Annotated in this window: 30 protein-coding genes and 1 pseudogene; 15 read left to right on the top strand and 16 right to left on the bottom strand. The window is 71.3% G+C overall.

Annotated elements, in window-relative coordinates:
• Nucleotides 1-33 precede the first annotated feature (33 nt).
• A complete protein-coding gene (locus tag OHT77_RS37495) occupies nt 34-288 on the top strand; it encodes a hypothetical protein (RefSeq protein ID WP_328832794.1) in 255 nt (84 codons plus the stop codon).
• Between the two features lie 108 nt (nt 289-396).
• On the top strand, nt 397-576 hold the full coding sequence (locus OHT77_RS37490; protein WP_328832793.1) for a hypothetical protein: 180 nt from the start codon (nt 397-399) through the stop codon (nt 574-576).
• A gap of 41 nt (nt 577-617) precedes the next feature.
• Here OHT77_RS37490 and OHT77_RS37485 read toward each other — a convergent pair whose 3' ends face one another.
• Nucleotides 618-1,274, bottom strand: a complete 657-nt coding sequence (locus OHT77_RS37485) for an SDR family NAD(P)-dependent oxidoreductase (RefSeq protein WP_328832792.1) — start codon at nt 1,272-1,274, stop codon at nt 618-620.
• Between the two features lie 173 nt (nt 1,275-1,447).
• Here OHT77_RS37485 and OHT77_RS37480 point away from each other — a divergent pair, with 173 nt between their 5' ends.
• Both OHT77_RS37480 and lnt read left to right on the top strand, forming a co-directional pair.
• Complete coding sequence (locus OHT77_RS37480; RefSeq protein ID WP_328832791.1) at nt 1,448-1,945, top strand: nuclear transport factor 2 family protein; 498 nt, start codon at nt 1,448-1,450, stop codon at nt 1,943-1,945.
• Nucleotides 1,946-2,024: 79 nt separating this feature from the next.
• Nucleotides 2,025-3,599: an apolipoprotein N-acyltransferase gene (gene lnt, locus OHT77_RS37475; RefSeq protein ID WP_328832790.1), complete on the top strand. Its 1,575-nt coding sequence runs from the start codon at nt 2,025-2,027 to the stop codon at nt 3,597-3,599.
• Here the strand turns inward: lnt and OHT77_RS37470 are convergent.
• Nucleotides 3,517-4,428: a Gfo/Idh/MocA family protein gene (locus OHT77_RS37470; RefSeq protein ID WP_328832789.1), complete on the bottom strand. Its 912-nt coding sequence runs from the start codon at nt 4,426-4,428 to the stop codon at nt 3,517-3,519. The two genes, lnt and OHT77_RS37470, sit on opposite strands and share 83 nt — an antisense overlap.
• 96 nt (nt 4,429-4,524) lie before the next feature.
• Between OHT77_RS37470 and OHT77_RS37465 the strand changes: the two genes are divergently transcribed.
• The gene (locus OHT77_RS37465; protein WP_328832788.1) at nt 4,525-5,037 is read left to right on the top strand and encodes a DinB family protein; all 513 of its coding nucleotides are present in this window, start codon (nt 4,525-4,527) and stop codon (nt 5,035-5,037) included.
• 117 nt (nt 5,038-5,154) lie between these two features.
• Complete coding sequence (locus tag OHT77_RS37460) at nt 5,155-5,637, top strand: hypothetical protein (protein ID WP_328832787.1); 483 nt, start codon at nt 5,155-5,157, stop codon at nt 5,635-5,637.
• Nucleotides 5,638-5,686: 49 nt separating this feature from the next.
• On the opposite strand, the gene OHT77_RS37455 is transcribed toward OHT77_RS37460, so the two are convergent.
• The 7 genes from OHT77_RS37455 to OHT77_RS37425 form a co-directional block, all read right to left on the bottom strand.
• A complete protein-coding gene (locus tag OHT77_RS37455; RefSeq protein WP_328832786.1) occupies nt 5,687-6,244 on the bottom strand; it encodes a hypothetical protein in 558 nt (185 codons plus the stop codon).
• A gap of 101 nt (nt 6,245-6,345) precedes the next feature.
• Complete coding sequence (gene ung, locus OHT77_RS37450) at nt 6,346-7,029, bottom strand: uracil-DNA glycosylase (RefSeq protein WP_328832785.1); 684 nt, start codon at nt 7,027-7,029, stop codon at nt 6,346-6,348.
• A 112-nt stretch (nt 7,030-7,141) separates the two neighbouring features.
• Nucleotides 7,142-8,719: an ABC transporter substrate-binding protein gene (locus OHT77_RS37445; protein ID WP_328832784.1), complete on the bottom strand. Its 1,578-nt coding sequence runs from the start codon at nt 8,717-8,719 to the stop codon at nt 7,142-7,144.
• A gap of 200 nt (nt 8,720-8,919) precedes the next feature.
• Nucleotides 8,920-9,681, bottom strand: a complete 762-nt coding sequence (locus OHT77_RS37440; protein WP_328832783.1) for an SDR family oxidoreductase — start codon at nt 9,679-9,681, stop codon at nt 8,920-8,922.
• Nucleotides 9,682-9,693: 12 nt separating this feature from the next.
• Entirely contained in the window at nt 9,694-10,455 is a 762-nt protein-coding gene (gene fabG, locus OHT77_RS37435; RefSeq protein ID WP_328832782.1) for a 3-oxoacyl-ACP reductase FabG, read from the bottom strand.
• Between the two features lie 135 nt (nt 10,456-10,590).
• Entirely contained in the window at nt 10,591-11,007 is a 417-nt protein-coding gene (locus tag OHT77_RS37430) for a DUF3037 domain-containing protein (protein ID WP_328832781.1), read from the bottom strand.
• Nucleotides 11,004-11,759 carry a HipA family kinase gene (locus tag OHT77_RS37425; protein ID WP_328832780.1) on the bottom strand — a complete coding sequence of 252 codons (756 nt, stop codon included), beginning with the start codon at nt 11,757-11,759 and terminating at the stop codon, nt 11,004-11,006. Before OHT77_RS37425 ends, OHT77_RS37430 begins: the two co-directional genes overlap by 4 nt.
• A 198-nt stretch (nt 11,760-11,957) precedes the next feature.
• Between OHT77_RS37425 and OHT77_RS37420 the strand changes: the two genes are divergently transcribed.
• Complete coding sequence (locus tag OHT77_RS37420; RefSeq protein ID WP_328832779.1) at nt 11,958-12,440, top strand: Rieske (2Fe-2S) protein; 483 nt, start codon at nt 11,958-11,960, stop codon at nt 12,438-12,440.
• 25 nt (nt 12,441-12,465) lie between these two features.
• Here the strand turns inward: OHT77_RS37420 and OHT77_RS37415 are convergent, their stop codons facing one another.
• Complete coding sequence (locus OHT77_RS37415; protein WP_328832778.1) at nt 12,466-13,116, bottom strand: cysteine hydrolase; 651 nt, start codon at nt 13,114-13,116, stop codon at nt 12,466-12,468.
• A 150-nt stretch (nt 13,117-13,266) separates the two neighbouring features.
• On the opposite strand from OHT77_RS37415, the gene OHT77_RS37410 reads away from it, so the two are divergent.
• Nucleotides 13,267-13,734 carry a pyridoxamine 5'-phosphate oxidase family protein gene (locus tag OHT77_RS37410; RefSeq protein WP_328832777.1) on the top strand — a complete coding sequence of 156 codons (468 nt, stop codon included), beginning with the start codon at nt 13,267-13,269 and terminating at the stop codon, nt 13,732-13,734.
• Nucleotides 13,735-13,753: 19 nt separating this feature from the next.
• Here OHT77_RS37410 and OHT77_RS37405 read toward each other — a convergent pair whose 3' ends face one another.
• The gene (locus OHT77_RS37405; RefSeq protein ID WP_266766794.1) at nt 13,754-14,656 is read right to left on the bottom strand and encodes a LysR family transcriptional regulator; all 903 of its coding nucleotides are present in this window, start codon (nt 14,654-14,656) and stop codon (nt 13,754-13,756) included.
• 74 nt (nt 14,657-14,730) lie between these two features.
• Between OHT77_RS37405 and OHT77_RS37400 the strand changes: the two genes are divergently transcribed.
• Nucleotides 14,731-15,672: a DMT family transporter gene (locus OHT77_RS37400; RefSeq protein WP_328832776.1), complete on the top strand. Its 942-nt coding sequence runs from the start codon at nt 14,731-14,733 to the stop codon at nt 15,670-15,672.
• A gap of 170 nt (nt 15,673-15,842) precedes the next feature.
• On the opposite strand, the gene OHT77_RS37395 is transcribed toward OHT77_RS37400, so the two are convergent.
• Nucleotides 15,843-17,174 (bottom strand): aminotransferase class I/II-fold pyridoxal phosphate-dependent enzyme, encoded by a 1,332-nt coding sequence (locus tag OHT77_RS37395; protein WP_328832775.1) that lies wholly within the window; start codon nt 17,172-17,174, stop codon nt 15,843-15,845.
• Nucleotides 17,175-17,316: 142 nt separating this feature from the next.
• On the opposite strand from OHT77_RS37395, the gene OHT77_RS37390 reads away from it, so the two are divergent.
• Nucleotides 17,317-18,003 carry a pyridoxamine 5'-phosphate oxidase family protein gene (locus OHT77_RS37390; RefSeq protein WP_328832774.1) on the top strand — a complete coding sequence of 229 codons (687 nt, stop codon included), beginning with the start codon at nt 17,317-17,319 and terminating at the stop codon, nt 18,001-18,003.
• The gene (locus OHT77_RS37385; protein WP_328832773.1) at nt 18,003-18,638 is read left to right on the top strand and encodes an FMN-binding negative transcriptional regulator; all 636 of its coding nucleotides are present in this window, start codon (nt 18,003-18,005) and stop codon (nt 18,636-18,638) included. Before OHT77_RS37390 ends, OHT77_RS37385 begins: the two co-directional genes overlap by 1 nt.
• A gap of 129 nt (nt 18,639-18,767) precedes the next feature.
• Here OHT77_RS37385 and OHT77_RS37380 read toward each other — a convergent pair whose 3' ends face one another.
• Nucleotides 18,768-19,772, bottom strand: coding sequence for an EamA family transporter (locus OHT77_RS37380; RefSeq protein ID WP_328832772.1), 1,005 nt, complete (start codon nt 19,770-19,772; stop codon nt 18,768-18,770).
• 117 nt (nt 19,773-19,889) lie between these two features.
• The gene (locus tag OHT77_RS37375; protein WP_328832771.1) at nt 19,890-20,444 is read right to left on the bottom strand and encodes a Clp protease N-terminal domain-containing protein; all 555 of its coding nucleotides are present in this window, start codon (nt 20,442-20,444) and stop codon (nt 19,890-19,892) included.
• Between the two features lie 219 nt (nt 20,445-20,663).
• Between OHT77_RS37375 and OHT77_RS37370 the strand changes: the two genes are divergently transcribed.
• Both OHT77_RS37370 and OHT77_RS37365 read left to right on the top strand, forming a co-directional pair.
• A complete protein-coding gene (locus OHT77_RS37370) occupies nt 20,664-20,831 on the top strand; it encodes a hypothetical protein (RefSeq protein WP_106971117.1) in 168 nt (55 codons plus the stop codon).
• A gap of 112 nt (nt 20,832-20,943) precedes the next feature.
• Entirely contained in the window at nt 20,944-21,372 is a 429-nt protein-coding gene (locus OHT77_RS37365) for a type II toxin-antitoxin system Rv0910 family toxin (RefSeq protein WP_328832770.1), read from the top strand.
• A gap of 105 nt (nt 21,373-21,477) precedes the next feature.
• On the opposite strand, the gene OHT77_RS37360 is transcribed toward OHT77_RS37365, so the two are convergent.
• Nucleotides 21,478-22,119, bottom strand: a complete 642-nt coding sequence (locus OHT77_RS37360; RefSeq protein ID WP_266766802.1) for a PadR family transcriptional regulator — start codon at nt 22,117-22,119, stop codon at nt 21,478-21,480.
• A gap of 67 nt (nt 22,120-22,186) precedes the next feature.
• Here OHT77_RS37360 and OHT77_RS37355 point away from each other — a divergent pair.
• Nucleotides 22,187-22,482, top strand: a pseudogene (locus OHT77_RS37355) (Tn3 family transposase); the annotation flags it as partial.
• A 73-nt stretch (nt 22,483-22,555) separates the two neighbouring features.
• On the opposite strand, the gene OHT77_RS37350 reads toward OHT77_RS37355, so the two are convergent.
• Nucleotides 22,556-23,248 carry a GntR family transcriptional regulator gene (locus tag OHT77_RS37350; RefSeq protein ID WP_328832768.1) on the bottom strand — a complete coding sequence of 231 codons (693 nt, stop codon included), beginning with the start codon at nt 23,246-23,248 and terminating at the stop codon, nt 22,556-22,558.
• A 99-nt stretch (nt 23,249-23,347) separates the two neighbouring features.
• Here OHT77_RS37350 and OHT77_RS37345 point away from each other — a divergent pair, with 99 nt between their 5' ends.
• Nucleotides 23,348-23,881 (top strand): YbhB/YbcL family Raf kinase inhibitor-like protein, encoded by a 534-nt coding sequence (locus OHT77_RS37345; RefSeq protein WP_328832767.1) that lies wholly within the window; start codon nt 23,348-23,350, stop codon nt 23,879-23,881.
• Nucleotides 23,882-23,885: the final 4 nt, after the last annotated feature.

The following is a 23,885-nucleotide window of genomic DNA, read 5'->3' as shown; positions in this document are numbered from 1 at the left end:
CGCCACTGCTGTTCGACCGGAGCTAGCCCGGAGTTGATCGCCCTCCTCGACCGGGCCGTCTCGGGCGATCCCGACGGCAACGTGGGATTCCTGGACCACGACGAGGTCTACGACGGTTTCGGCGACCCTCCTCGGCTGCTCGACCCCGGCGCGGTCGCCGACACAGCCGCCGCGCTGGGCCGTGTCCAACTCGACGACCTGCTCTCGTCGTTGCCCGCGTCCACGGCGGACGCGGCCATCTCCTGTGGATTCAGGGGCGGGTTCGACGGGGACGTGCGGGTCGACTGAGCGTCACGCCCGGCCCGGGGCCCGGTGCTCGGCGCCCGTGACCAACCCCATACGGTCTGAGTAGCCGTCCGGTAGCGCAGTGTCAGTCCTTGCCCCTAGGCTGTTCGCATGTCCCCCGATTCCGTGGCCCCTGGTTCCGTGCGGTCTGCTGCCGAGGTGAACGAGCAGATCCGGGCACTCTGGCTGCGCGCGGGCGGCTCCCTCTCGACCCAAGAGCGCGAGGAATACGAGCTGTTGGTGGTCGAGTGGGCCGCGGCGATCCGCGACGAGGTCATCGCGGCGGCCTGACGCGACACCCGCCGCCCGGACCCCGCACCGGAGCGCAGGCCTCACCGCCCGCCCGTCCCCCGTATCACCGTTCCCCTCACATACGACGCGTCCGGTGACATCAACCAGGCGATGGCGGCGGCGACTTCCTCGGTTTTTCCCTGTTCGACGGCGTTGACGCGGATGCCCGGGCCGACTTCCTCGGCGAGGGTCAGGGTGAGGGCCTCGACGGCGGCGTTCGTCATCGTGTGGTGGGCGGGGGCATCGGGGGTGGCAGCGCACGGGATCACGTTCACGATCACGCCGTTTCCGCGTGGGGTCATCACTCGTGCGGCTCGGCGTGAACACAGCAGTGGGCCAAGGAGGTTGGCCTCGACGAATCGGCGCAGGTCGGCCGGGTCCGTGTCGGCGAGGCCGGCGGACGGCCCTGACAACCCCGCGTTGTTCAGCAGCCCGTTGTTCACCAGGCCGGTGACCGGGCCGAGTTGCTTCTCGGCCGACGTGAACAGCCGCTCCACGTCCGCCGATACGGACGTGTCCGCCCGCACGCAGAGCGCGCGGGCGCCGGACCGGCGTACCCCCTCCGCCGCCTCCTCGGCCGCGTCCGCATCCTCTGCGTAGCCCACCACCACGTCGTGACCCTCCTCCGCGAGGCGGCGGCAGGTCGCGGCGCCGGTTCCCGTGCCGGCGCCGGTGACGACCGTGACAAGACGTTTCATGGACCACTCCTCGCGACGAAGGACGAACAGGACTGCCGAAGAACGACAAAGAGCGACGAACAACGCCGAAGAACGCCGAAGACCCGCGCAGACCTGGGAGAACCACCGAATGTTCCCCACCTTGTATCCGCGTCCCTCTTGGCGCGACACCCTCCGTGGCCAACACTGAGCCGATGACGCAGCGTGTGGAACTGGCGATTGTGATGGACCGGCTTGCCGTGGACGAAGTGGTCACCGAATACGCGGTGGCGGTGGACGACGGGAACTGGGAGGCGTACCGGAAACTGTTCGCCCCCGACGGGCGTGCCGACTACCGGTCCGCCGGAGGGATCGAGGGGAACGCGGAGCAGATCGCCGGGTGGCTGGCGGAGAGCATGCGGTTGTTCGCGATGCGGCAGCATCTGATCGTCAACCGGCGGATCAGCTTCGGCGCCCCGGACCAGCACACCGACGACACCGCCCACGTCCAGGCCGACTACATCAACCCGATGCGCCTCGCCAAGGACGACGAGAGCGCCGACAACCCCTCCACCGCACCGGATTTCGTGTGCGGCGGGCGCTACTCGTTCGGGCTGCTGCGGACCGACGACGGCTGGCGGCTGACCGAGGTCGTGGTGGAGGAGAAGTGGCGGCGTCTTCCCGAACGGCGCCCGGAAGCCGTGGTCCACTGAGACGGCCGGGGCGGGGCCCACTGTGCGAGATCGTCCCGGGGACGCACACTGGAGCGACCAGCGGGTAGGGAGGTGCTGTATGAAGACCTTCGGCGACTGGCTCGCCTCTCCGTGGCGGCGATCCCTGCTCGCCGCGCTCGCGGGCGCCCTGCCCGTGTTCGCGTTCCCCGCGCCGTCCCTGTGGTGGTTCGCCTACGTCGCGCTCGTCCCCTGGATCCTGCTGACCCGCTCGGCACCGACCGGACGGCGCGCGGCCTACGACGGCTGGTTCGGCGGCCTCGGGTTCATGCTGGCGGTGCACAGCTGGCTGGTGCCGAGCCTGAGTGTGTTCATCGTCGTCATCGCGGGGCTGCTGGGCGTGCTGTGGGCGCCGTGGGGCTGGCTGGTGCGCCGCTTCCTGGGCGGCGTGCCCTCGCCCCGGCGGGGTGCCGCCGCGCTGCTGGTGCTGCCCTCTGGCTGGCTGATGGTCGAACTCGTGCGTTCCTGGCAGGGGTTGGGCGGTCCCTGGGGGCTGCTCGGCTCCACCCAGTGGCAGGTGGAACCGGCGTTGCGGCTCGCCTCGGTGGGCGGGGTGTGGCTGCTGAGCTTCCTGGTGGTGGCCGTGAATGTCGCGGTCGCCGTGCTGGTGTCGGTCCGTGAGGTGCGCGTGCCCGCGGTCGCGGGGCTCGTCGCGACCGCCGCCGCGACCTCCGCCGCCTGGGTGTGGTCGCCGCGCCCCGACGTGGACGGCAGCGTGCGGATCGCCGTCGTACAGCCCGGTGTCATCGCGGGCGACGACAGCGGTGTCCGGCGCTTCGACCGCGAGGAGCAGCTGACCCGTCAACTGGCCGGTCGGCACGTGGACCTGATCGCGTGGGGCGAGAGCAGTGTCGGCTTCGACCTCGCCAAACGGCCGGACCTGGCACGTCGTATCGCCGCCCTCTCGAAGGAGACCGGCGCCGACATCCTGGTCAACGTGGACGCCGAACGCTCCGACAAGCCCGGCATCTACAAGAGTTCGATCCTGGTCGGCCCGAAGGGACTCACAGGTGACCGCTACGACAAGATGCGGCTCGTGCCCTTCGGGGAGTACATCCCGTTCCGCTCGCTGCTCGGCTGGGCGACCTCCGTCGGCAAGGCGGCCGGCGTCGACCGCAGGCACGGCACCGAACAGGTCGTGATGAGCGTGGGACACGGGCTGCGCGTCGGGCCGTTGATCTGCTTCGAGACCGCGTTCCCCGACATGAGCCGGCATCTGGCACAGGACGGCGCGGACGTGCTGCTCGCGCAGTCGTCGACGTCGTCGTTCCAGAACAGCTGGGCGCCCGAGCAGCACGCCACCCTCGCCGCCCTGCGCGCCGCCGAGACCGGCCGCCCGGTGGTCCACGCCACCCTGACCGGCGTCTCCGCCGTCTACGGCCCGAGCGGCGAGCGCATCGGCTCCTGGCTCGGCACCGGCGCGAGCACGACCCGGGTCTACGACGTCCCGCTCGCGCACGGCATCACGCCGTACGTCCGCTACGGCGACTGGCCGGTGCAGGGCTCGCTGCTGATCCTGGCGCTCGTGTGCGCCGGGGAGGGGATGCGGGCGTTCAGGCTGCGGCGGACCGCTCCGCGACCTCTCGTACCACCCGCTCGCACAGTTCATGAGTCGCCAGCGCGTCCCGGGCGCTGAGCACCTTTCCGGCGCGTACGGCGTCGAGGAAGGCGTGGACGACCTGCTCGATGCCGCGCTGGCGGGCCACCGGCACCCAGTCCCCGCGCCGCCGTACGGTCGGCTGGCCCTTGTGGTCGACGACCTCGGCGAGGTTGAGGACCTGGCGCTTGGTGTCCTGGCCGGAGACCTCGAGGATCTCCTCGACCGAGCCGCTGAGCCGGTTCATCACACCGAGCGCGGTGAAGCCGTCGCCAGAGAGCTGGAGCACGAGGTGGTGCAGCAGGCCGTCCTGGGTGCGGGCGCGCACGGTGACGTCCTCGACCGGGCCCGGCACCAGGAACCGCAGGGTGTCCACGATGTGGATGAAGTCGTCCAGGATCATCGCGCGCGGCTCCTCGGGGAGCCCGATCCGGTTCTTCTGCATGAGGATCAGCTCGCGCGGGTGGTCGAGGCACTGCGCGTACCCGGGGGCGTGGCGCCGGTTGAAGCCGACCGCGAGCGACACGCCCCGCTCCTCCGCGAGCCGTACCAGCCGCTCGGAGTCGGCGAGTTCGTAGGCGAGCGGCTTGTCGACGTACGTCGGTACGCCCGCCTCCAGCAGCCGGGTGACGATCTCGGGGTGCACGGCCGTGGGCGCGTGCACGAACGCGGCGTCGAGGTCCTGCGCGAGGAGCGCGTCGAGGTCCGTGTGCCGCTGCTCCGCCGGGAGGTGCAGGCCGTCGGCGACCTCGGCGAGGGTGGCGGGCGTGCGGGTCTGCAGATGCAGTTCGACCCCGGGCAGTCCGCCGAGCACCGGCAGGTAGGCCTTCCGCGCGATGTCACCGAGTCCGATGCAGCCGACCTTCACGGAGCCTCCCTGGCGTTTGACCTGCGATACCTTCCGGAAGCATACGGTGGCCGATATCCGCTGGTGCGGGCGGACGGAGCACGCGAGGATGCCTGGATGACCATCGAACGCAGTGAACCCTCGACCACGGCCGACGAACGCACGATGCTGGACGGCTGGCTGGACTACCACCGGCAGACCCTCGCGTGGAAGTGCGAGGGCCTGTCCGACGAGCAGTTGAGGACCGCCTCCGCTGAACCGTCCGGGCTGACGCTCATGGGCCTGGTGCGGCACATGGCCGAGGTGGAGCGGAGCTGGTACCGCCGGGTCATGGCGGACGAGCAGCTGACCCCGATCTACTACACCGACGAGGACCCGGACGGCGACTTCCATCTCACCGAGGCCGACACCTGGGCCGAGGCGTACGCGACCTGGCAGGCCGAGATCGGGGCGGCGCGGGAGCAGGCGGCGCGGTTCACCCTGGACGACATCTCCGTGGGCAAGCACCGGCGCACCGGCGAGCGCTTCAACCTGCGCTGGATCCACACGCACATGATCGAGGAGTACGCCCGGCACAACGGCCACGCCGACCTGCTCCGTGAGCGGATCGACGGGAACACCGGCGACTGACGTCACGTCACCCGGAGCGGGCGGGCGCCGTCCGTAAGGGGGCGGAGATCACCCGTGCGGGGCATCATCCGCTCGTCCGCTGTCCCAAACGGGTCCGGAACCAGCAGAGTTGCGCGAATGCATCGAACGACGACCACCGCAACGCTCCTGGTCACCGTAGCTGTCTCTGCCCTCTCGGGCTGTATGACCGTCCAGCGGCCGGCGGCCCCCGCTCCCCCGGCCGCGCCGTCCCCGGCGTCGGTGCCGCGACCGGAGGGCAGCGCGTCGCCGCAGGTCGTCCAGGCCCCGGCACGGGAGGCGCTCGAATACATCAGCCCGTCCCACCGCCCCGAACCGGCCGCGCGTCCCCCGCACCGCGCACCCGTCGCGCCTCCGCGCACGGCCCAGGCACCGGTCCCCCGCGCCCACCCGCACCCCCGGCCTCAGCCCCATCCGCACCCGAAGCCGCACCACCCCCGGCAGCCGGGCTCGGACATCCCCGACGCGGTCAGGTCGGTGCCCAAGAACACGCAGGACGTGTGCGCCCTCGGCAGGAAATACGGCGGCTGGCAGCCGGACAGCCCGCAGTCGGTCATCTGCGGCCAGACGTACGGGCGTTGACACCCCGGACCGTGGCGAGGGGTCTCCGTCCGCCGGGCACCACTGCGCGCTACGGCCGCTGTCTCGGCGGCCCCCACGCCCCGCCCTCGCCCGGGCCCCCGTCCCCCAGCCGCAGCTCCAGCCGCCCGATCGCGGCCCGCACTCCGTTGCCGTAGCCGTCGTCGGCGAGGACCGTACAGGCGCTGCGGGCGCGGCGGATGTGGGTGCGGGCGGCGTCGGGGCGGTCGAGCTTCACGTAGTCCGCGGCGAGGTTGAGGTGCAGGGAGGGGTAGAAGGCGCGGATCGCGACCGCCCCCTCCCGACCGGCGCCCGCGGTGTCCCCGGGGTCTCCGGAGTCCCCCGCGTGCCGCCCGTCCGTCAGCTCGTCCGCCGCCGACAACGCCCTCAGGTCCCAGGCGAGTTCGTCGGTCGGGTCGTCCTGGGTGTCGGCCAGGTAGTGGGCCAGGGTGCAGCGGTGCAGCGGGTCGCCGTCCTCGCCGAGCTCCGCCCACAGGCCGAGCAGCCGCTCCCGGGCCTCCTCACGGTCGCCGCCGTGGTGCAGCATGACGACCTGTCCGATCCGCGTCAGCAGAGCGTCCGGCGCCGCCTGCTCCTGTCGCTCCGCCACCGCGTCCTCCGCACTCGCCAGCCACCCTGACTGTCCCTGTCGAAGCTAACCGGCGGCACTGACAATCCCCGTCAGGCGGCCCCGGACCGGTCCGGGTGTGGTCAGCCCAGGTTCGGGATGCGCCAGTCGATCGCGGTGTGGCCCTGCCGGGCGACGGCCTCGTCGATCTGGGTGAAGGGGCGGGAGCCGAAGAACTTCTTGGCCGACAGCGGGGAGGGGTGCGCGCCCTTGACCACGACGTGGCGCTCCTCGTCGATCAGTGGGAGCTTCTTCTGCGCGTAGTTCCCCCACAGGACGAAGACGGCCGGGTCGGGGCGCTCGGCGACCGCGCGGATGACCGCGTCCGTGAACTTCTCCCAGCCCTTGCCCTTGTGGGAGTTGGCCTCGCCGGAGCGGACGGTGAGCACCGCGTTGAGCAGCAGGACGCCCTGCTGGGCCCACGGCATCAGATAGCCGTTGTCCGGGACCGGGAGGCCCAGCTCCTCCTTCATCTCCTTGTAGATGTTCCGGAGGGAGGGCGGGGTCCTGACGCCGGGGCGGACCGAGAAGCACAGGCCGTGGCCCTGGCCCTCGCCGTGGTACGGGTCCTGGCCGAGGACCAGCACCTTCACCTGGTCGTACGGCGTCGCCTCCAGCGCGGCGAAGACCTCCTCGCGCGGCGGGTAGACGGGACCCTTCGCGCGCTCCTCCTCGACGAACTCGGTCAGCTCCTTGAAGTAGGGCTGCTGAAGCTCGTCGCCCAGGACCCCGCGCCAGGACTCGGGGAGCATGGAGATGTCGGTCACGTCAACTTCCTTACCGTGTGCGGCGACTGCGATGCGGGCGGCCGCGCGGTGCGGTCGCCTCCATGCCCCAGAACCTACAGGCGGCCACTGACAACGGGTGCCGGAAGCCGGGTCACCAGCTGGTCTTGCGGTACAGCTCCCACATCATCATGATCGTCGACGGGTCGAGGGCCTGTTCCCCGCCGGAGATGTCGTCGCTCGCGGCGACGTACTGCCGGCCCTGCCACAGCGGCAGCAGCCGTGCGTCGTCGACCAGGACCTGTTGCGCGTCCTCGAACTCCTTGACCACGTCGGCCCGGTCGCTCTCCCGGCGGGACTCGGGCAGCAGGACGTCGGTGATCCTGGTCGACACGTAGGGCGTGCCGAGCGCGTTCTGCTGCCCCACGAAGGGCGCGATGAAGTTCTCCGCGTCGGGGAAGTCCGGGAACCAGCCGCGCCCGAAGACCGGGTACTCGCCCTTCTGGTAGCCCGTCACGTACGTCTTCCAGGGGCGGCTCTTCAGGGTGACCGTGAAGAGCCCGGAGGCGTCCAACTGCCGCTTGAGCTCCCGGAATTCGAGGCCGGTCTCGGAGCCGTAGCGGTCGCTGGTGTACCAGAGGGTGAGCGGGACGCGCTGGTGGATGCCCGCGTCGGTGAGGAGTGTGCGGGCCTTGGGGACGCTGGGGTCTCCGAAGTCGTCGAAGAAGGCGGTGGTGTGGCCGATGAGGCCCTTGGGGACCATCGAGTAGAGCGGGTCCACGGTGTCGCGGTAGATCTTGTGGGTGATCGCCCCGCGGTCGACGAGCTGGGCGACGGCCTTGCGGACGGCGATGTTGCCGGCCCAGCGGTCCTTGGGGTTGAACACCAGGTAGTTGATGTCGGTGCCGGCGCCGTCGACCAGTTGGAGGCTCTTCGAGGCGCGGCCCTGGAGGGCGATGATGTCGTCGGCGGCGAGGCCCCGGTAGGTGACGTCGATCTGCTTGTCCCGCAGTGCCTTCACCATGGTGGCGGAGTCCTGGAAGTAGCGGATCGTCACCGCGCTGTTCTCCCGCTGGGCGAAGCCCTTGTAGCGGTCGTTGCGCACGAGTTGGGCCCGCTTGCCGTCGTCGTACGACTTGAGGGTGTACGGCCCGGAGCCGAAGACCTTGCCGTCCTTGCGCAGGGAGTGCGCGGGGTAGTCGTCGGGGTCGACGATCGACATGGCGGGGGTGGCGAGCACGAACGGGAAGGTGGCGTCGGGCTTGTTGAGGTGGAAGACGACGTCGCGGTCGCCCGCGGCCTCCACCCGGTCGAGGCTGCCGAGCAGGCCGGCGGGTCCGCCCGCCACGTTGATCAGGCGGATGCGGTCGATGGAGTGCTTGACGGCCTGCGCGTCGAGGCGGTCGCCGTCGGCGAACCTCATGCCGGCGCGGAGTTCGCAGCGGTATGTGGTGTTCGAACCGTCCGTGAAACGGCAGGACTTGGCCGCGTCCGGCTCGGGCGTGGTCGCGCCGGAGGGGTAGGCGAGCAGCGTCTGGTAGATGTTGCGGAACAGCTCCCAGGAGCCGTCCCAGGACGCGGCCGGGTCGAGGGTGCTGGGGGCGCTGGTGGTGCCGACGACGATGGGTCCGCGGTCGTCGGAGTTCCCGTTCGAGAACACTCCGCATCCGGCCGCCAGGGATATCGACGCGATCGCCGCGCCCGCCCGCAGGCCTCGGTTCCGGTTGAACACGCGCTCGCTCCTCGATCCGCCGTACCAAGGGTCGGCAGACCGTACCGCAGTTCCGCGGCCCGGAATGGTGGTTCGGGAGGGGCTGTTGAGCAGCGTTTTTATGACGACGTTGTCATTCGGCTGTGCGCGTTCTTTGTCTCGACAGGGGCGCCGGTTCCGTCAAGGGAACAGTGAAGGGACCGGCGCCCGTGCGGAGTCGGTCAGCCGACGCCGGCGTTGAGGAGGATGCCGCCGTCGACGACGAGGGTCTGGCCGGTGATCCAGTCGGACTGGTCCGAGGTGAGGAACGCGGCGGCGCCGCCGATGTCGGACGGGACGCCGAGCCGGGCCAGCGGGTAGGAGGCGGCGGCCTCCTCCTCGCGCCCCTCGTACAGGGCGGCGGCGAACTTGGTCTTCACGACCGCGGGGGCGATCGAGTTGACCCGTACGCCGGGCGCGAACTCGTGCGCCAGCTGGAGGGTGAGGTTGACCATCGCGGCCTTGCTGACGCCGTACGCGCCGATGAACGGCGAGGCGGAGATCCCGGCGAGGGAGGCGATGTTGACGATGGCGCCGCCGTTGTCCTTCTGCCAGGCGTGCCAGGTCTTCTGGGCGAAGCCGAGGGCCGAGATGACGTTGGTCTCGAAGACCTTGCGGGCGACGTTCAGGTCGAGGTCGGCGATGGGGCCGAACACCGGGTTCGTACCGGCGTTGTTGACCAGGAAGTCGACGCGGCCGAAGGCCTCCATCGTGCGCTCGACGACGACGGCCTGGTGGGCCTCGTCGTGGGCCTTGCCGGCGACGCCGATGACGCGGTCGGCGCCGAGGGTCTCGACGGCCTCCTTGAGGGCTTCCTCGCTGCGGCCGGTGATGCAGACCCGGTCGCCGCGGGCGAGCAGTGCCTCGGCGACGCCGTAGCCGATGCCTCGGCTGGCGCCGGTGATGACGGCGACCTTGCCGGAGAGTTCGGGGAGTTCAGTCATTTTTCGTGTTCCCTAGTTGAGCGGTCCGCCGGCGACGTACAGCACCTGGCCGGAGACGAACCCGGCCGCCTCGTTCGTGAAGAAGGCGACGGCGTTGGCGATGTCGTCGGGCTCACCGACGCGCTGCACCGGGATCTGGGTGGCGGCGGCGGCCTTGAAGTCGTCGAAGCCCATGCCGACGCGGGCGGCGGTGGCCGCGGTCATGTCGGTGGCGATGAAGCCGGGGGCGACCGCGTTGGCCGTGATGCCGAACTTGCCCAGCTCGATGGCGAGGGTCTTGGTGAAGCCCTGGAGACCGGCCTTGGCGGCGGAGTAGTTGGCCTGGCCGCGGTTGCCGAGGGCGGAGGACGAGGAGAGGTTGACGATCCGGCCGAAGCCCGCGTCGACCATGTGCTTCTGGACGGCCTTGGTCATCAGGAACGAGCCGCGCAGGTGGACGCCGAGGACGGTGTCCCAGTCGGAGACGCTCATCTTGAAGAGGAGGTTGTCGCGGAGCACGCCCGCGTTGTTGACGAGGATCGTCGGGGCGCCCAGCTCGGCGACGATGCGGGTGACGGCGGCCTCGACCTGTGCCTCGTCGGAGACGTCGGCGCCGACCGCGAGGGCCTTGCCGCCGGCCGCGGTGATCTTCTCCACGGTGTCCTTGCAGGCGGCCTCGTCGAGGTCGATCACGGCGACCGCACGGCCCTCGGCCGCGAGGCGTACGGCGGTGGCGGCGCCGATGCCCCGCGCCCCGCCGGTGACAATCGCGACCCGCTGCTCAGTGGTGGACATTGCTGGTTCTCCTCGCCCTTGAGAAAGTCTCGCCCTCGCGGCCCGCCGGTGAGCGACCGCTTAGTACCTTCGGCGTACGTGACGCTAGAAGCCCTGGCACTCGGTGTCAACGTGCGCGTGGCCCGGTGTGATCCATTACCTCACCAGCAGGTCGAGCAGGCGCTGCGTCTCGGCCGCCGGATCGACGGTGAGACCGGTGTGCACGGGCCCCGGCTGGACCACCGTGGAGCGGGGCGCGATCAGCCACCGGAACCGCCGCCCCGCATCGTCCGAGGCCGCCTGCCCGGCCGCCGCACCCCCCGCGCACACGCCTTCCACCGCGCCGAGCGCGGCCCTGATCCCGGCCACGTCGGCGTCCGGGTCGAGAGCGAGCAGCCGTGCCTCGTCCAGATGGGTGCGGGCGCCGACGTAGGACTGGGCGCGGCAGTAGACGAGCACGCCCGCGTTGATGCACTCGCCGCGCTCGATGCGCGGTACGACCCGGAGGAGGGCGTACTCGAAGACGTCCCGGGTGTTCGCCTCGCTCGGGCGGATGATGTGGCGCTCGGTCACTGGAGTCCCTCGATGCGCTCGTGGAGGGAGGGCACGCGCGCGAGGAGGGGCGCCGCGTACGCCTCACGGAGGAGGTCCGGGGTGTCGAAGCCGGGTTCGCCGGTCAGCCAGGCGTCGGGGATCTCGGCGGTGACCTCGGCGAGGAGTTCCGCGGTGACCTGCGGTGCCAGGGCCGCGGCCGCGGTCGCCACGTCCGGTGTGAAGCGGGCGAGGGCGTGGTCGGCGGCGGCGTAGGGGCGGGCCGCCGAGGTCGGGGCGCCGGGCCAGTTGTGGTGCCAGATCATGGTGGCGCCGTGGTCGATGAGCCACAGGTCGCCGTGCCACATCAGCAGGTTGGGGTTGCGCCAGGAGCGGTCGACGTTGTTGACGAGGGCGTCGAACCAGACGATCCGGCCGGCCTCCTCGGGGCTCACCGTGAAGGCGAGCGGGTCGAAGCCGAGCGCGCCGGACAGGAAGTCCATGCCCAGGTTGGCGCCGCCGCTCGACCTCAGCAACTCCTGGACCTGCTGGTCGGGTTCGCCGAGGCCGAGCACCGGGTCGAGGTCGAGGGTCACGAGCCGCGGCACCCGGAAGCCGAGCCGCCGGGCCAGCTCCCCCACCACGACCTCGGCGACGAGCGTCTTTCGGCCCTGTCCCGCGCCGCTGAACTTCATGACGTACGGCGCGAGGTCGTCACCCTCGACGAGCCCAGGGAGCGAACCGCCCTCGCGCAGGGGCGTGATGTAGCGGGTCGCGATGACTTCTTTGAGCATCGCTCCAGATTACTGGTGTGTTGACGGGCTCACCGGCGTCTGGTCAGGCCTTATGTGTGGCCGACAGCGGAACGACAGGGACGTTTTACGTGTTCCTGATCTCGATCAGGCCAAGCTCACGACACCGTCTGAACGACGGTCGCCCGCTCGTCGTACCCCTTTGCGGACACACATGCTTCCCATGGAAGGAACGTCAGCATGACCAGCGAATCGTTCGAACCCGTCACGGCGCCGTCCCGTCGTACCGCGTTGGCGGCGGTCGGCGCGGCGGGACTCGCCGTCGCGCTGACCGCGTGCTCGTCCGACGACGACTCGTCGTCGGGCTCGTCGAGTTCCAAGGACACCTCGGGCTCCGGCACGGCCGGCTCGTCCACCGCCCAGGGTGACGCCGGCGGCACCGAACTGGCGAAGACCTCCGACATCCCCGAGGGCGGCGGCAAGATCTTCGCCAGCAAGGGCGTGGTGGTCACCCAGCCGACGGCGGGCACCTACAAGGCGTTCTCGTCGAAGTGCACCCACCAGGGCTGCGCGGTGAGCAGCATCAGCGGCGGGGCCATCGTCTGCCCGTGCCACGGCAGCGAGTTCTCCGTGACCGACGGCAGCGTCAAGAAGGGCCCGGCCACCCAGGGCCTGCCCGCCGAGCAGATCTCCGTGTCCGGGGACTCGATCACGCTGGCGTGACGGCCGGCACCCGCTGAGGTGGCGGTCAGCCGCGGCCCGCTCCGCGTGGTCGTTTGAGGCAGCCCAGCACCTCGTCCGTGGTCGCGACCGTGGCGACCAATGCGAGGGTGTTGCGGATCATCGCGGGGGTGTACTCCGAGGGCACCCCCGCGATGGCGTCACTGGGGACGACGACGGTGTAGCCGCGGTTGACGGCGTCGAAGACCGCGTTGGGAATCGCTACGTTGGCCGAGACGCCGGTGACGACCAGGGTGCGGCAGCCCGAGTTCCGTAGCAGCGCGTCGACCTCGGTGCCCTGGATGGGCGACAGACCGTGCAGCCGTCGTACGACGAGGTCCTCCTCGGCGACCACGATCGGGGGCGCCACGCGGACCGCCGCGGTGCCCGACAGCTGCTGGACGGGCAGGCGTTCGGCGGCGCGGAACAGCCGGGCGTTGTGGTTCGCGCCCCGGCCGTCGGGCCGGCGTTCGGCGATCGCGTGGATCACCTGGACCCCGCTCTCGTGCGCGGCGGAGACCAGCCGGGCGACGTTCGCGAGCGCACCCGACTGCCTGGCGGCGAGGGCGAGTTCGGGCAGTGCGCTGTCCGGTCCGACCACTCCCTGTTGACATTCGACGGTCAACAGGACAGTGCTCACCGTGTCGAGGATCTCACTGAGTTGTGCGTGCGACGGCATGGCGCTCCCTTGTCGTCGACGGCCGGGGCGGGTGACAGTAACGAGCATCGCGTGCGGACGGAAGACGGCCGGCGGTTTTCCCGACCCCTGTCCTGACGTACCGTCAGATGCGGCTTGCCCGCCGCGTGTTCCGTAGCCGAAGGGGATCGCATGACCGCCACTCAGCGCCGAGGCCGGAAGATCATGATGACACCCGAGGAGCTGGACGAGTTCCTCGCCACCGAGCGCACCTGCCGGGTCGCGACCGCCTCGGCGGACGGGGCACCGCACGTCAGCCCGCTCTGGTTCGTGTGGGACGGCACCTCGCTGTGGCTGTACTCGATCACCCGCAGCAAGCGCTGGGCCGACCTGCGCCGCGACCCGCGCGTAGCGGTGGTGGTCGACGGCGGGCACGCCTACGACGAGTTGCGGGGCGTCGAGCTGTCCGGGACCGTCGAGTTCGTCGGCGAGACCCCGCGCACGGGCGAGCCGCATCCCGAACTCGTCGCCGTGGAGAAGCTGTTCGCGCAGAAAAACTTCGGCCTGGACGCGATGCCGTACGACGGACGGCACGCGTGGATACGGCTGACGCCGGACACCCTCGCCTCCTGGGACTTCCGCAAGTTGGCCGCGCTGTAAGGCAGTTGGCCGGCACCTCTCAGGCGACCGTCTCCGCCGCCGACCGCAGCGCCTCGACCGCCGCGCGGATGGACGGGCGGCGGTCGGCGTCGGCACGCCAGACGACGTAGACATGGCGGCGCACACGCTGCTTCAAGGGGACGGTGACGACCCCGGCGGGCATCGGGTGGCGGCCCAGCAGAGGGGCGACGCAGACGCCCAACCCGGCTGCGACCAGGCCGAGTTGGGTGTGGGTCTCGGCGGCGCGGTGGCCGATGATCGGTTCGATGCCCCGGGAGCGGAGCGTGAACATCAGCCACTCGTGGCAGAACTCGCCCTCGGCCCAGGTGATCCACTCGTCGTCGGCGAACTCCCCGAGGTCCACCTCGTCGCGCCCGGCCAGCGGGTGATCGGCGGGCATCGCCACGTCGGCGGGGTCGTCCAGGATCGGCGCCTTCACCAGGCCGTCCGGGAGCGGCATCGGCTTGTTGTACCAGTCCAGGACGACGGCGAGATCGAGGTCGCCGCGCACGACGCCCGCGATGCCGCGCTCCGGTTCCTGCTCGGTGGAGCGGACGCGCAGCGCGGGGTGGCGGGAGCGGAGGGCGGCGAGCGCGGCGGGGAAGAGGCCGCGGGCGGCGGTCGGGAACGCGGAGATCCTCAACTCGCCGACCACCTGCCCGCGTTGGGCCTCCAGGTCGGACTGGGCCAGCTCCACCTGGGAGAGGATGCGTCCCGCGTGCTCCGCGAGCAGCCGGCCCGCGTCGGTGAGCCGTACCCCCCGCCCGTTCTTCGCGAGCAGCTGCTGCGCGACCTCCCGCTCCAGCTTGGCCATCTGCTGCGAGACGGCCGAGGTCGTCACGTGCAGCGCCTCGGCCGCGCCGCTGACCGAGCCGTGCCGGGCGAGGGCGTCCAGGGTGCGCAGGCGCTCCAGGTTCAACATGTAAGCGATCCTACGAGATACCGGGGGCGAAATCTCGCTTGTGCTACGAGGTCGGGGCCAGGATCTTGGTATCCATGACCACCGTCACGACCACGACCGCCACCGTCCCGGACACCACCGCTCCCCTCCCCCGCCGCGCGCTCGACTGGCGGCTGCGGTTCGGGGCGCTCTCCCTCATCTGGGGCTTCAGTTTTCTGCTCATCAAGGTGGGCACGGACGGCTACGCACCCTTCCAAGTCACCTTCGGGCGGCTGCTGTTCGGGACGGCGGTGCTCGCGGCGGCGATGGCGGTGAAGCGGGAGCGGCTGCCGCGCGGCGGGCGCACGTGGGTCCATCTGACGGTCGCCGCGTTCCTGCTCAACGCCCTGCCGTTCTCCCTCTTCGCCTACTCCGAGCTGACGATCCCGTCCACGCTCGCGGGCATCTGCAACGCGACCTCACCGCTGTGGGGCATGGCGCTGTCCCTGGTCGCCCTCTCCGAGGACCGCCCGACCCGCGTCCGCGTCGCCGGTCTCGGCCTCGGCTTCCTGGGCGTCCTCACGGTCCTCGGCGCATGGCAGGGCTTCAGCGGCCTGGACGCCCGAGGCACGGCGATGGCCCTGCTGGCCTCGCTCTGCTACGCGATCGGCTGGATCTACGTCCGCCGCACACTGGCGGGCACGGGCTCGTCGCATCTCTCCCTGACCGGGGCCCAGTTGCTCCTGGCGACGGTCCAACTGGCCGTGATCACGCCCCTGTTCACCTCCATGCCGACCCACTTCCCGCTTCTCCCCCTCCTGGCGATCGCCGCCCTGGGCGCTCTGGGCACGGGCCTCGCCGTCCTCCTCCAGTACGGCCTGGTCGCCGAAGTCGGGCCCACCACCGCCCAGATGGTCACGTACTTCATCCCGGTCATCGCCACGGCGGCGGGGGTGGCGATCCTGGGCGAGTCGCTGACGTGGTCGACTCCGGTGGGAGCGGTGATCGTGCTGGCGGGGGCGGGGCTCACGCAGGTGAGGGCGCGAGGGAAGCGGTAGGGGTCGGGGCGGGGGGGGGAGGGCCCGGGGGCGATGTCAGGCGCAGTCGTCCCCGGCAGGCACGCCCGGGTGGAAGCGGGAGGCAGGCACGCTCAGGCGGAAGCGGGCGGCACGGGACCGGCGCGGGCGGCGCGTCCGGCCCTCGTCCCCGACTCCCCCGCTGACCGGCCTCAGACGTAACCGCGAACCGGCGCCGGGCCGCACGCCGAAGCGATCGCCTCCGCGAGGGGTCCGGTCTCCTCGGCCGTCAGGGTCGAGACGGTGACCCGGATACCCGGCGGCGCGGTCATCCGGAAGCGGGCACCCGGGGCCACCGCCCACCCCGCGTGGAGGAGGCGGGACACTGCGCCGGTCTCGTCCGGTACCGGGATCCAGACGTTGAGTCCGCTGGTGCCGTGGGCCGTGACCCCGCGTTCGGCGAGCGCGGTGATCAGCGCGTCGCGGCGGGCGGCGTACGCGGCCGCCACCGCCGGGGTGTCGACCGCGCCCTCGGCCCACAGCCGGGCCACCGCGCGCTGGGTGATGCGGGTGACCCAGCCCGGACCCAGGCGCTGGCGGCCCCGGACGCGGTCGAGGGTGACGGCGTCGCCGGTGAGCACGGCGAGGCGCAGGTCGGGGCCGTAGGCCTTGGCGGCGGAGCGGACGAAGGCCCAGATGCGGGTGGTGCCGGCCAGGGGGTGCAGCGGGCGGTCGACGATGCCGTGGCCGTGGTCGTCCTCGATCAGCAGGGTCTCCGGGTGGCCGCGGAGCACGGACCGCAGGGCACGCGCGCGTGCGCCGCTCACGACGGCTCCGGTCGGGTTCTGCGCCCGGTCGGTGACGATCAGGGCCCGCGCGCCGGACTCCAGCGCGGCGCTCACGTCGTCGGGGAGCGGTCCCTCGTCGTCGACGCGGACGGGGGTCACGCGCAGTCCGAGCGCCGGTACGAGGTCGAGGAGGCTGCCCCACCCGGGGTCCTCCACGGCGACGGTGTCCCCGGGCTTGAGGTGCGCGGCGAGAACCCGCTCGATGGCGTCCAGGGAGCCCGAGGTGACGGCCACGGGGCCGGGCGGCACGCCGTCCGCGTCCAGCTCGGCGCGGGCGATGCGGGCCAGCTCCGGTTCGACCGGGTCGTCGCCGTACATGACCGGCTGCCGGTCGGACTGCTCGGCGGCGAAGGTGAACGCCCTTGCCAGGGACGGCAGTAGCGCCGGATCCGGGTTGCCGTGCGAGACGTCGCGCACGCCCACCGGCACGTCGACCCGGATGTGCTCGCGCCCGGTCGTGGCCGGCTTCGGACGCACCCGGCTGCCCCGGCGCCCTGCGGTCTCGATGACCCCGCGCTCGCGCAGCGTCCGGTACGCCGCCGCGACCGTATTGGGATTCACCCCCAGCTTGACCGCCAACTCCCGCATGGGCGGCAGTGGTTGCCCGGGCTCCAGCTCTCCCGAACCCACCGCACGCTCGACGTCCGCCGCGATGTCAGCTGCGCGTCGCCCTTCGATCCGATATCCTCCTAGCACAAATCAGATTATGCACTAGTGCATAATGAAACGCAACCCGACGACCGTGGCCCGAGACGGGACGCCACACCCACCCCGGACACCGCACCCCGGACGTCGGGCAGACCGAGCGGAAGCACGAGCAGAAGCAATGGAGAGCACCATGCAGGGGACCACCGCGCAGCCGACGCCACAGCCCGCCGCCTACACGCCGACCGACCGGACCGTCCCCACCCGCTCCGCCGAACGGGCCTCGTACGACAAGGAGTTGGTGCACGCGATACTCGACGAGGCCTACGTCTGCCACCTCGGCTTCGTGCGGGACGGCGTGCCGGTGGTGCTGCCGACGCTGTACGGGCGGGTCGGCGAGCGGCTGTATGTGCACGGCTCGACGGGCGCGCGTCCGCTGCGGATGACGGGGAAGGCCGATCCGGGGCTGCCGGTGTGCCTGACGGTCACGCACGTCGACGGTCTGGTGCTGGCCCGCTCCGCCTTCCACCACTCGATCAACTATCGCTCCGTGGTGGTGCACGGCATCGCCCGCCAGGTGACGGACCCCGAGGAGAAGCGCACGGCGCTGGACGCGCTGGTCGACCACGTGGTGCCGGGCCGCTCGGCGGACTCGCGGCCGGCGAACAAGAAGGAACTCGCCGCCACCATGGTGATCCGCCTCGACCTCGACGAGGTCTCCGCGAAGCTCCGCACCGGCGGCGCGAACGACGACCCCGAGGACCTGGACCTCCCCCACTGGGCCGGAGTCGTCCCCCTCCGACCGGCCTACGGCACCCCGCTCCCGAACGACGACCTGACCCCCGGCATCGAACTCCCCGACTACCTCGCGGAGTTGTGATGCTCGTCCACCCCTGGGACGCGCCCCGGGACGACACCGAGTGGCAACGCTGGCTCACCACCCACGACTTCGGCCAGCTCGCCGTCAACGGCCCGCCCGGTGAGCCCCCGTTCGTCCAGCCCCTGCACTTCTTCTACGACCCGGAGCGCGGCGAGGCGATCACCCATCTCGCCCGCCCCAACCCCCTGTTGCCCGCACTGACGGCGGACCCGCAGGTGGTCCTGAGTGTCGTCGACGACTACGCCTTCATCCCCGGCCCCTGGCAGGCGGACCCGGATGGGCCGCCCGAGCACGGCGTACCCACGAGCTTCTACGCGGCGGTCCAACTCCAGTGCACCGCGCACCTGGTGGACGACCCGGCCGAGCTGGCGGCCCTGCTCAACCGCCAGGTCGGGCACTTCCAGCCCGAGGGCGGTTCCTCGACGGTCGCGGCGGGCGAGGCGCCGTACGGGAGGCTGCTGTCGGGGATCCGGGCGGTGCGGCTCGAAGTGACCGGTGTGCGGGCGAAGTTCAAGTACGCGGGCAAGCGGGCGGCCGGGGTCCAGGACCGCATCGCGGCGGGGCTCGTGGCGCGGGACGGCCCCCGGGACGCGGCGGCGCGGGAGCATCTGGTGCGGCGGCGGGGGCAGGGCTGACGTCGGGCCCCTCGGGCTTCCGCTGCGGGCAGTGCCGTCGCGCCCGGTCGTACAGGGCAGGGGACCCGGGGCCCGGCTGAGGCGGACGGCGACGGAAGGGCGAGCGTGTTGTGGTGCCCGGCCGGTTGGCTAGGCGGCCGTTCCGCGCCGGGAGAGTTCCCTTTCGGGGCCGCCGCTGGCCACCGGTTCGCCGGAGCCCTTCGTGGGGGCCGAGGACTGGGCGATGAACGCGCCCAGCAGGACCACCCCTCCCCCGATGATCTGGGGCGCGGAGAGGTGTTCGCCGAGGAGGACCCAGGCCAGGACGGTCGCGATGACCGCTTCGAGGCAGGCGACGACGCCCGCGACCTGCGGGGAGAGTCGGCGCACGGAGACGACTCCGGTGACGTACGCCAGGACCGTGGCGATCAGCACGATCCAGGCGAGCAGGACGGCGGCGGGTACGGCGGTGCCGTTCATGTGGGCGTCGCCCGCGAGGAGCGACCAGTCCATGGTCCAGGGGCGGGCCACGGCAGTGAGGACGAGGGCGCCGACGAGCAGGCCGTACGCGATCACGCCGAGCGGGTCGGGGGCCTCGTCGCCCGCGTCGCTGCCCTGGTCGGACAGGACGAAGTAGCCGACCTGGCAGCAGGCGGCGCCGAGCGCGAGCAGCAGTCCCACGGCGTCGAAGCTCAGGCCGGACCACACCTCGACGACACAGGCGAGCCCCCCGGCCGCGAGGACCACGCCGAGCGCGGCGGCACGGGTGACCGGGCGCCGCTGCACGAACCGCACCCAGCCGAGCACCAGCGCGGGTGCGAGGTATTCGACGAGCAGGGCGACCCCTACGGGTATCCGGGAAATCGCGGCGAAGTAGCAGGCCTGGACACCGGCCACGGCGAGCAGCCCGAAGCCGAGAAGCAGCGCGGGACGACGGGGTACGAGCGCGCGGTGCCGTACGGCGAGGGGCAGCATCACGAGGGCCGCGCCCGCCACCCGCAGCCACACCACGTGCAGCGGGTCGAGCCCCGCCTCGATCAGCGGCTTCGCCGCGACCCCGGACCCTCCGAAGGCCAACGCGGATCCGAGCGCGAGGCCCAGCCCGACGCCCCTGCCGCCTCCGGCCGCACTGCTCTCAGACGTATGCACCGGCACATGATGACAAGGGATGACATCAGCGTCATCCTCGTTGACACCTGTCTCAGGGCGTGGACAGGACCGCGCCGGGGGCACCACCCCGCACCAGGAGGCGCAGCAACCGACAGCGGGCGCTCAGCAGGCGGTCTCGCCGGCACCCCCGACGTACTCCTCCAAGCGCCCCTCGATCCAGATCAGCGCCTCGGGGGACTCGATGCCCGCGCGGTGCAGGACCTCGACGGCGCGGGACTCGGGGTCCGCGACAATCGCGGCGAGGAGGTCGATGCCGCAGGCCAGGTCGCCGCCGCGGAGGGCGGCGCGCTCGCAGGCGTACTCCAGGGCGTCGGCGGCCAGGGGCGACCAGCCCTCCGCCGCGGGTACCACGGGGAGCGCGCCGGAGTCCTCGACCACGCCCTGCCAGCGGAGGCCGTAGCCGATGCTGCGCTGGACGAGGTAGCCGAGCAGGCGGGCGATCTGCGGGCCGTCGCCGAAGACGGCGCGTGCGTCGGGGTCGGACTCCAGGAGGCTGTGCAGCAGGTGGGCCGTGTCGATGTGCCGGTCGCCGTCCCGCAGTGCCCGGCGGCGCGCACCGGCGATCACCGCTGCCAGCTCTTCACTGAGCCTGGCATCGTTGTCCGCGCGGTGGATTCCTTGCTCGCGGGCCGACTGGCTGGGGATACGGGGTTGCACTCTCCTACCCCATCAGTCCCCCGCATCGAGGGCATCCCCGGAGGGAAGCATTTCGGCGTCCCACACAAAGTGGACCCGGGGCGACGGAATCTCCTCCTTACGGATGAGATCACGCCCGCCGACCCCGAGAGGCGCGCGCCGCCCTGCCGCGCGCCCCGTACGCAACCGCGCTGCACCCGGCGTACGTCTTCCGCGAACGTGGAGAGCAGGTGCTGGCTGGTGGCATTGCCGGCGGTCGACGGCAGGCAGTACGTGTACCGGGTGTACGCCCCGGAGGACGCGCTGCTCGCCGACCTGTTCTGGGACGCCTGGCACTGCCACGACGAGAGCGCCCACCCGCGCGCGTGGGACCTGTTCGACGCGGCGGTCATACGACGGGTGAGCTGAGTCGTGCGACGCGGCCCGTGCGCACAATTCCTGACGGTTCATCAGTATTGAATGTTGCGCGTCCTGCGGCTACGTTCCGCGACACCGTAGCCCGATACGAAGAGGTGGTCGCATGGCCGAGATCAGCGCGGAGGCCCGCATCGGGGCCCCGGCCGAGAAGGTGTGGACTCAACTCACGGACTGGTCCGCGTACGGCGAGTGGAACGCGACCCACACCAACTTCCCCAAGGGCGGCCCCGACGTCCTCGAGGTGGGCGGGACCTTCCAGGAGAACATGAAGCTGATGGGCTTCCCGGCGGAGGTCGAGTGGACCATCGAGGAGGTGGAACCGGCCCGGGTGTTCGCCATCCGCGGCAAGGGCCCGATGGCCGTGAACGTCGCCACGCGCTACACGCTCACGCCCGACGGCGACGCCACGACGGTCCGGATCGACGGGGAGTTCACGGGTGCGGCGGTGTCGTTGATGGCGGGCAAACTGAAGGACTCGGGTACGGCTGCCCTGAACGAGTCGCTGCGCAAACTGGCCGGGCTGGTGGCCTGAGGAACGCGCCGGGGCACCGCAGGAACGGGAACGCGCACAGGGAAGGCGCCCCACGGAAGTTCCGTGAGGCGCCTTGGCCTGCCACCTCTTCCGGCCCGGAGGACATCAGTCCTCGTCGGCCAGAATCAGGTACAGCTTCTTGCGGGCGTCGTTGATGACGGTCAGCGCCTTCTCGCGCTGCTCCTTGCTGCCGGTCTTCCAGACCTGGCCGAAGGCCTCCATCAGACCGAAACCGGCCTGGCGGATCTCGCTGAGGGCCTCCCAGTCGACACCGCGGGAAGCCTCTTCCCAGGGTGCGTCGGGGCCTTCCTCGGCGGCGGTGCGGCCGGCCTCGGTGAGGGCGAAGAGCTTCTTGCCGCCCTCCGACTCACTGGCGATCAGGCCCTCGTCCTCCAGCAGCTGCAGGGTGGGGTAGACCGAGCCGGGGCTCGGCTTCCACGCGCCGCCGCTGCGCTCGGCGATCTCCTGGATCATCTCGTAGCCGTGCATCGGCCGGTCCTTGAGGAGGGCCAGGATCGACGCGCGTACGTCGCCGCGCCGCGCCCTGCCGCCCCTCGGGCCGCCGCGCCCTCGTCCGCCCCAGGGGCCGGGACCGAAGCCCGGTCCGAATCCGGGGCCTCCACCGGGCCCACCCGGGCCACCGGGCCCGAAGGGACCGAAGGCCCCACGCCGCCCGTCAGGGCCACCCCGACCGCGCCGGGAGAAGCCGTCCTGTCCATGTCCACGCTCGTATCCGTGGGTACGCATCGCAATCACTCCATTCCATCGTTGATCTGTCGCGATGCGTCAACGATATATCGGAACTGTTCGGATGACAACCCCCTGCGCGTCGGACTCGAAGAAGTTCGGGTCCTGGTCCAGCAACCTCATGACCGAGTGACACCGGCGTTACCGCGGGCCTGGCGTGACGATCCTGCTGTCCCGGCTGAAGAACGTCGGCTCCGCACGGCCGTACCGGCCGGCCACCGGGCAATCGAGGAACTCGGCCGGGCAGCGCGGACGGCATTCATCTGCGACTACCTCGCCGACGCCGACCCGCGCCGCGAGATCAACGACGGCCTTCAGGTCTCCGACAAGGAATCCCAGGAAATTTCGATGCTCGCCCTGCACCCCACGTGAACCCTTACGGCCGGTTCGAGCTGGACATGAATTCCCACCTCGACCTCGCCGCTGCGGCACCAGCCTAGGTGGCCTGACCTGAATCGCCGGTCAGAGCGGCCGCGGTCAAGGTGAGGTGCTGGACCAGAACCGCGGCTGCGGTGTCGGCGTCGCGGGCCAGCGCCGCCTCTTCCAGCCTGCGGTGTTCCTCGGCGCCGTCCCGGTCGGGGTTGCGGTGCGCCGACCAACGGCGGGCCAGCTCGCTCGCGGTCCACATCCGGTCGAAGGTCTCCAGCAGTGCGCGGTTGCCGCACCCCTCCAGCAACGTGCGGTGGAAGGCCCGATGAGCTTCGGCCCAAGCCCCGGTGTAGTGATCGCCCTCCTCCGGCACATACGCCGGAGTGCGCACCAGACGATGGTGGGCGGCCCGTACACGGGCCTCCCAGTCGACGTCGCCGCGCTCGATGGACATGCGTAGTACGACCGGTTCGACAGTCCGACGGGCCTCCGCGATCTCCTGCCAACGGCGGTCGGAGAAGGACGGGACTGCGAAACCGCGGTTGGGCAGCCGGTCGGCGAGCCCCTCGCCGACCACCCGCACGAGCGCCTCGCGCACCACGGCCAGGCTCACGCCCTGCTCCTTGGCAAGATCCTGCGGCTTGAGGGGGGCGCCAGGGGAGTGGTCCCCGCGCATGATCGCGTCCCGCAGGTGTGCATAGACCTGCTCGGAAAGCATCTGCTTCCCCGGCGGGGTCGAGGAGTGCGCCGTCTGAGTCATGCGCCCATCCTAGACGATCCACTAGATAATCGATTATCCGTGTTATGGTCGATTCAGTAGCCGATCAAGACCGCCCTCGTCCGAAATGGAACGACCACTGTGCCTGCCAACGACCCCTTCGCCCGCCTCCCCCAGGCGGCCTCGTTCACCGTCACCAGCACCACCGTCACCGACGGTGCCGCGTGGCCGCCCGAGCAGCACTCCTCCGGACTGCCCGGCGGGAAGGACACATCCCCGCAGCTGTCCTGGAGCGGCGCCCCGGACGGCACCAAGAGCTACGCCGTCACCGTCTACGACCCCGACGCCCCCACCGGGTCCGGGTTCTGGCACTGGGCAGTCGCCGACATCCCCGCCACCGTCACCGAGCTCCCCGAGGGCGCCGGCGACGACACCGGCTCACAACTACCCGAGGGTGCCTACCAGTTGGCCAACGATGCCCGCGTGGCCCGCTACATCGGCGCCGCCCCGCCGGCCGGACACGGACCGCACCGTTACTTCGTCGTAGTGCACGCCCTGGACATCCCCGCCACAAATGTTCCGGCCGACGCCACACCGGCCGTCCTCGGCTTCACCATGGCCGGTCACACCCTCGGACGTGCCGTGTTGACCGCCACTGCCGAAACACCCGCCTGACAGC

This window comes from Streptomyces sp. NBC_00252 (assembly GCF_036187565.1).
Classification (GTDB): Bacteria; Actinomycetota; Actinomycetes; order Streptomycetales; family Streptomycetaceae; genus Streptomyces.
Note: the sequence above shows the minus strand (reverse complement) of the source record. Positions and strands in the feature narration are given on the sequence as shown.

Excerpts from the sequence above, each read along its gene's own strand:
- OHT77_RS37480 (WP_328832791.1), top strand. The coding sequence starts at position 1,448 with ATGACGCAGCGTGTGGAACTGGCGATTGTGATGGACCGGCTTGCCGTG.
- OHT77_RS37405 (WP_266766794.1), bottom strand. The coding sequence starts at position 14,656 with ATGTTGAACCTGGAGCGCCTGCGCACCCTGGACGCCCTCGCCCGGCAC.
- fabG (WP_328832782.1), bottom strand. The coding sequence starts at position 10,455 with ATGTCCACCACTGAGCAGCGGGTCGCGATTGTCACCGGCGGGGCGCGG.
- OHT77_RS37485 (WP_328832792.1), bottom strand. The coding sequence starts at position 1,274 with ATGAAACGTCTTGTCACGGTCGTCACCGGCGCCGGCACGGGAACCGGC.
- OHT77_RS37465 (WP_328832788.1), top strand. The coding sequence starts at position 4,525 with ATGACCATCGAACGCAGTGAACCCTCGACCACGGCCGACGAACGCACG.
- OHT77_RS37420 (WP_328832779.1), top strand. The coding sequence starts at position 11,958 with ATGACCAGCGAATCGTTCGAACCCGTCACGGCGCCGTCCCGTCGTACC.
- OHT77_RS37410 (WP_328832777.1), top strand. The coding sequence starts at position 13,267 with ATGACCGCCACTCAGCGCCGAGGCCGGAAGATCATGATGACACCCGAG.
- lnt (WP_328832790.1), top strand. The coding sequence starts at position 2,025 with ATGAAGACCTTCGGCGACTGGCTCGCCTCTCCGTGGCGGCGATCCCTG.
- OHT77_RS37350 (WP_328832768.1), bottom strand. The coding sequence starts at position 23,248 with ATGACTCAGACGGCGCACTCCTCGACCCCGCCGGGGAAGCAGATGCTT.
- OHT77_RS37415 (WP_328832778.1), bottom strand. The coding sequence starts at position 13,116 with ATGCCGTCGCACGCACAACTCAGTGAGATCCTCGACACGGTGAGCACT.
- OHT77_RS37385 (WP_328832773.1), top strand. The coding sequence starts at position 18,003 with ATGCTCGTCCACCCCTGGGACGCGCCCCGGGACGACACCGAGTGGCAA.
- OHT77_RS37390 (WP_328832774.1), top strand. The coding sequence starts at position 17,317 with ATGCAGGGGACCACCGCGCAGCCGACGCCACAGCCCGCCGCCTACACG.
- OHT77_RS37365 (WP_328832770.1), top strand. The coding sequence starts at position 20,944 with ATGGCCGAGATCAGCGCGGAGGCCCGCATCGGGGCCCCGGCCGAGAAG.
- OHT77_RS37460 (WP_328832787.1), top strand. The coding sequence starts at position 5,155 with ATGCATCGAACGACGACCACCGCAACGCTCCTGGTCACCGTAGCTGTC.
- OHT77_RS37425 (WP_328832780.1), bottom strand. The coding sequence starts at position 11,759 with ATGCTCAAAGAAGTCATCGCGACCCGCTACATCACGCCCCTGCGCGAG.
- OHT77_RS37400 (WP_328832776.1), top strand. The coding sequence starts at position 14,731 with ATGACCACCGTCACGACCACGACCGCCACCGTCCCGGACACCACCGCT.
- OHT77_RS37360 (WP_266766802.1), bottom strand. The coding sequence starts at position 22,119 with ATGCGTACCCACGGATACGAGCGTGGACATGGACAGGACGGCTTCTCC.
- OHT77_RS37490 (WP_328832793.1), top strand. The coding sequence starts at position 397 with ATGTCCCCCGATTCCGTGGCCCCTGGTTCCGTGCGGTCTGCTGCCGAG.
- OHT77_RS37440 (WP_328832783.1), bottom strand. The coding sequence starts at position 9,681 with ATGACTGAACTCCCCGAACTCTCCGGCAAGGTCGCCGTCATCACCGGC.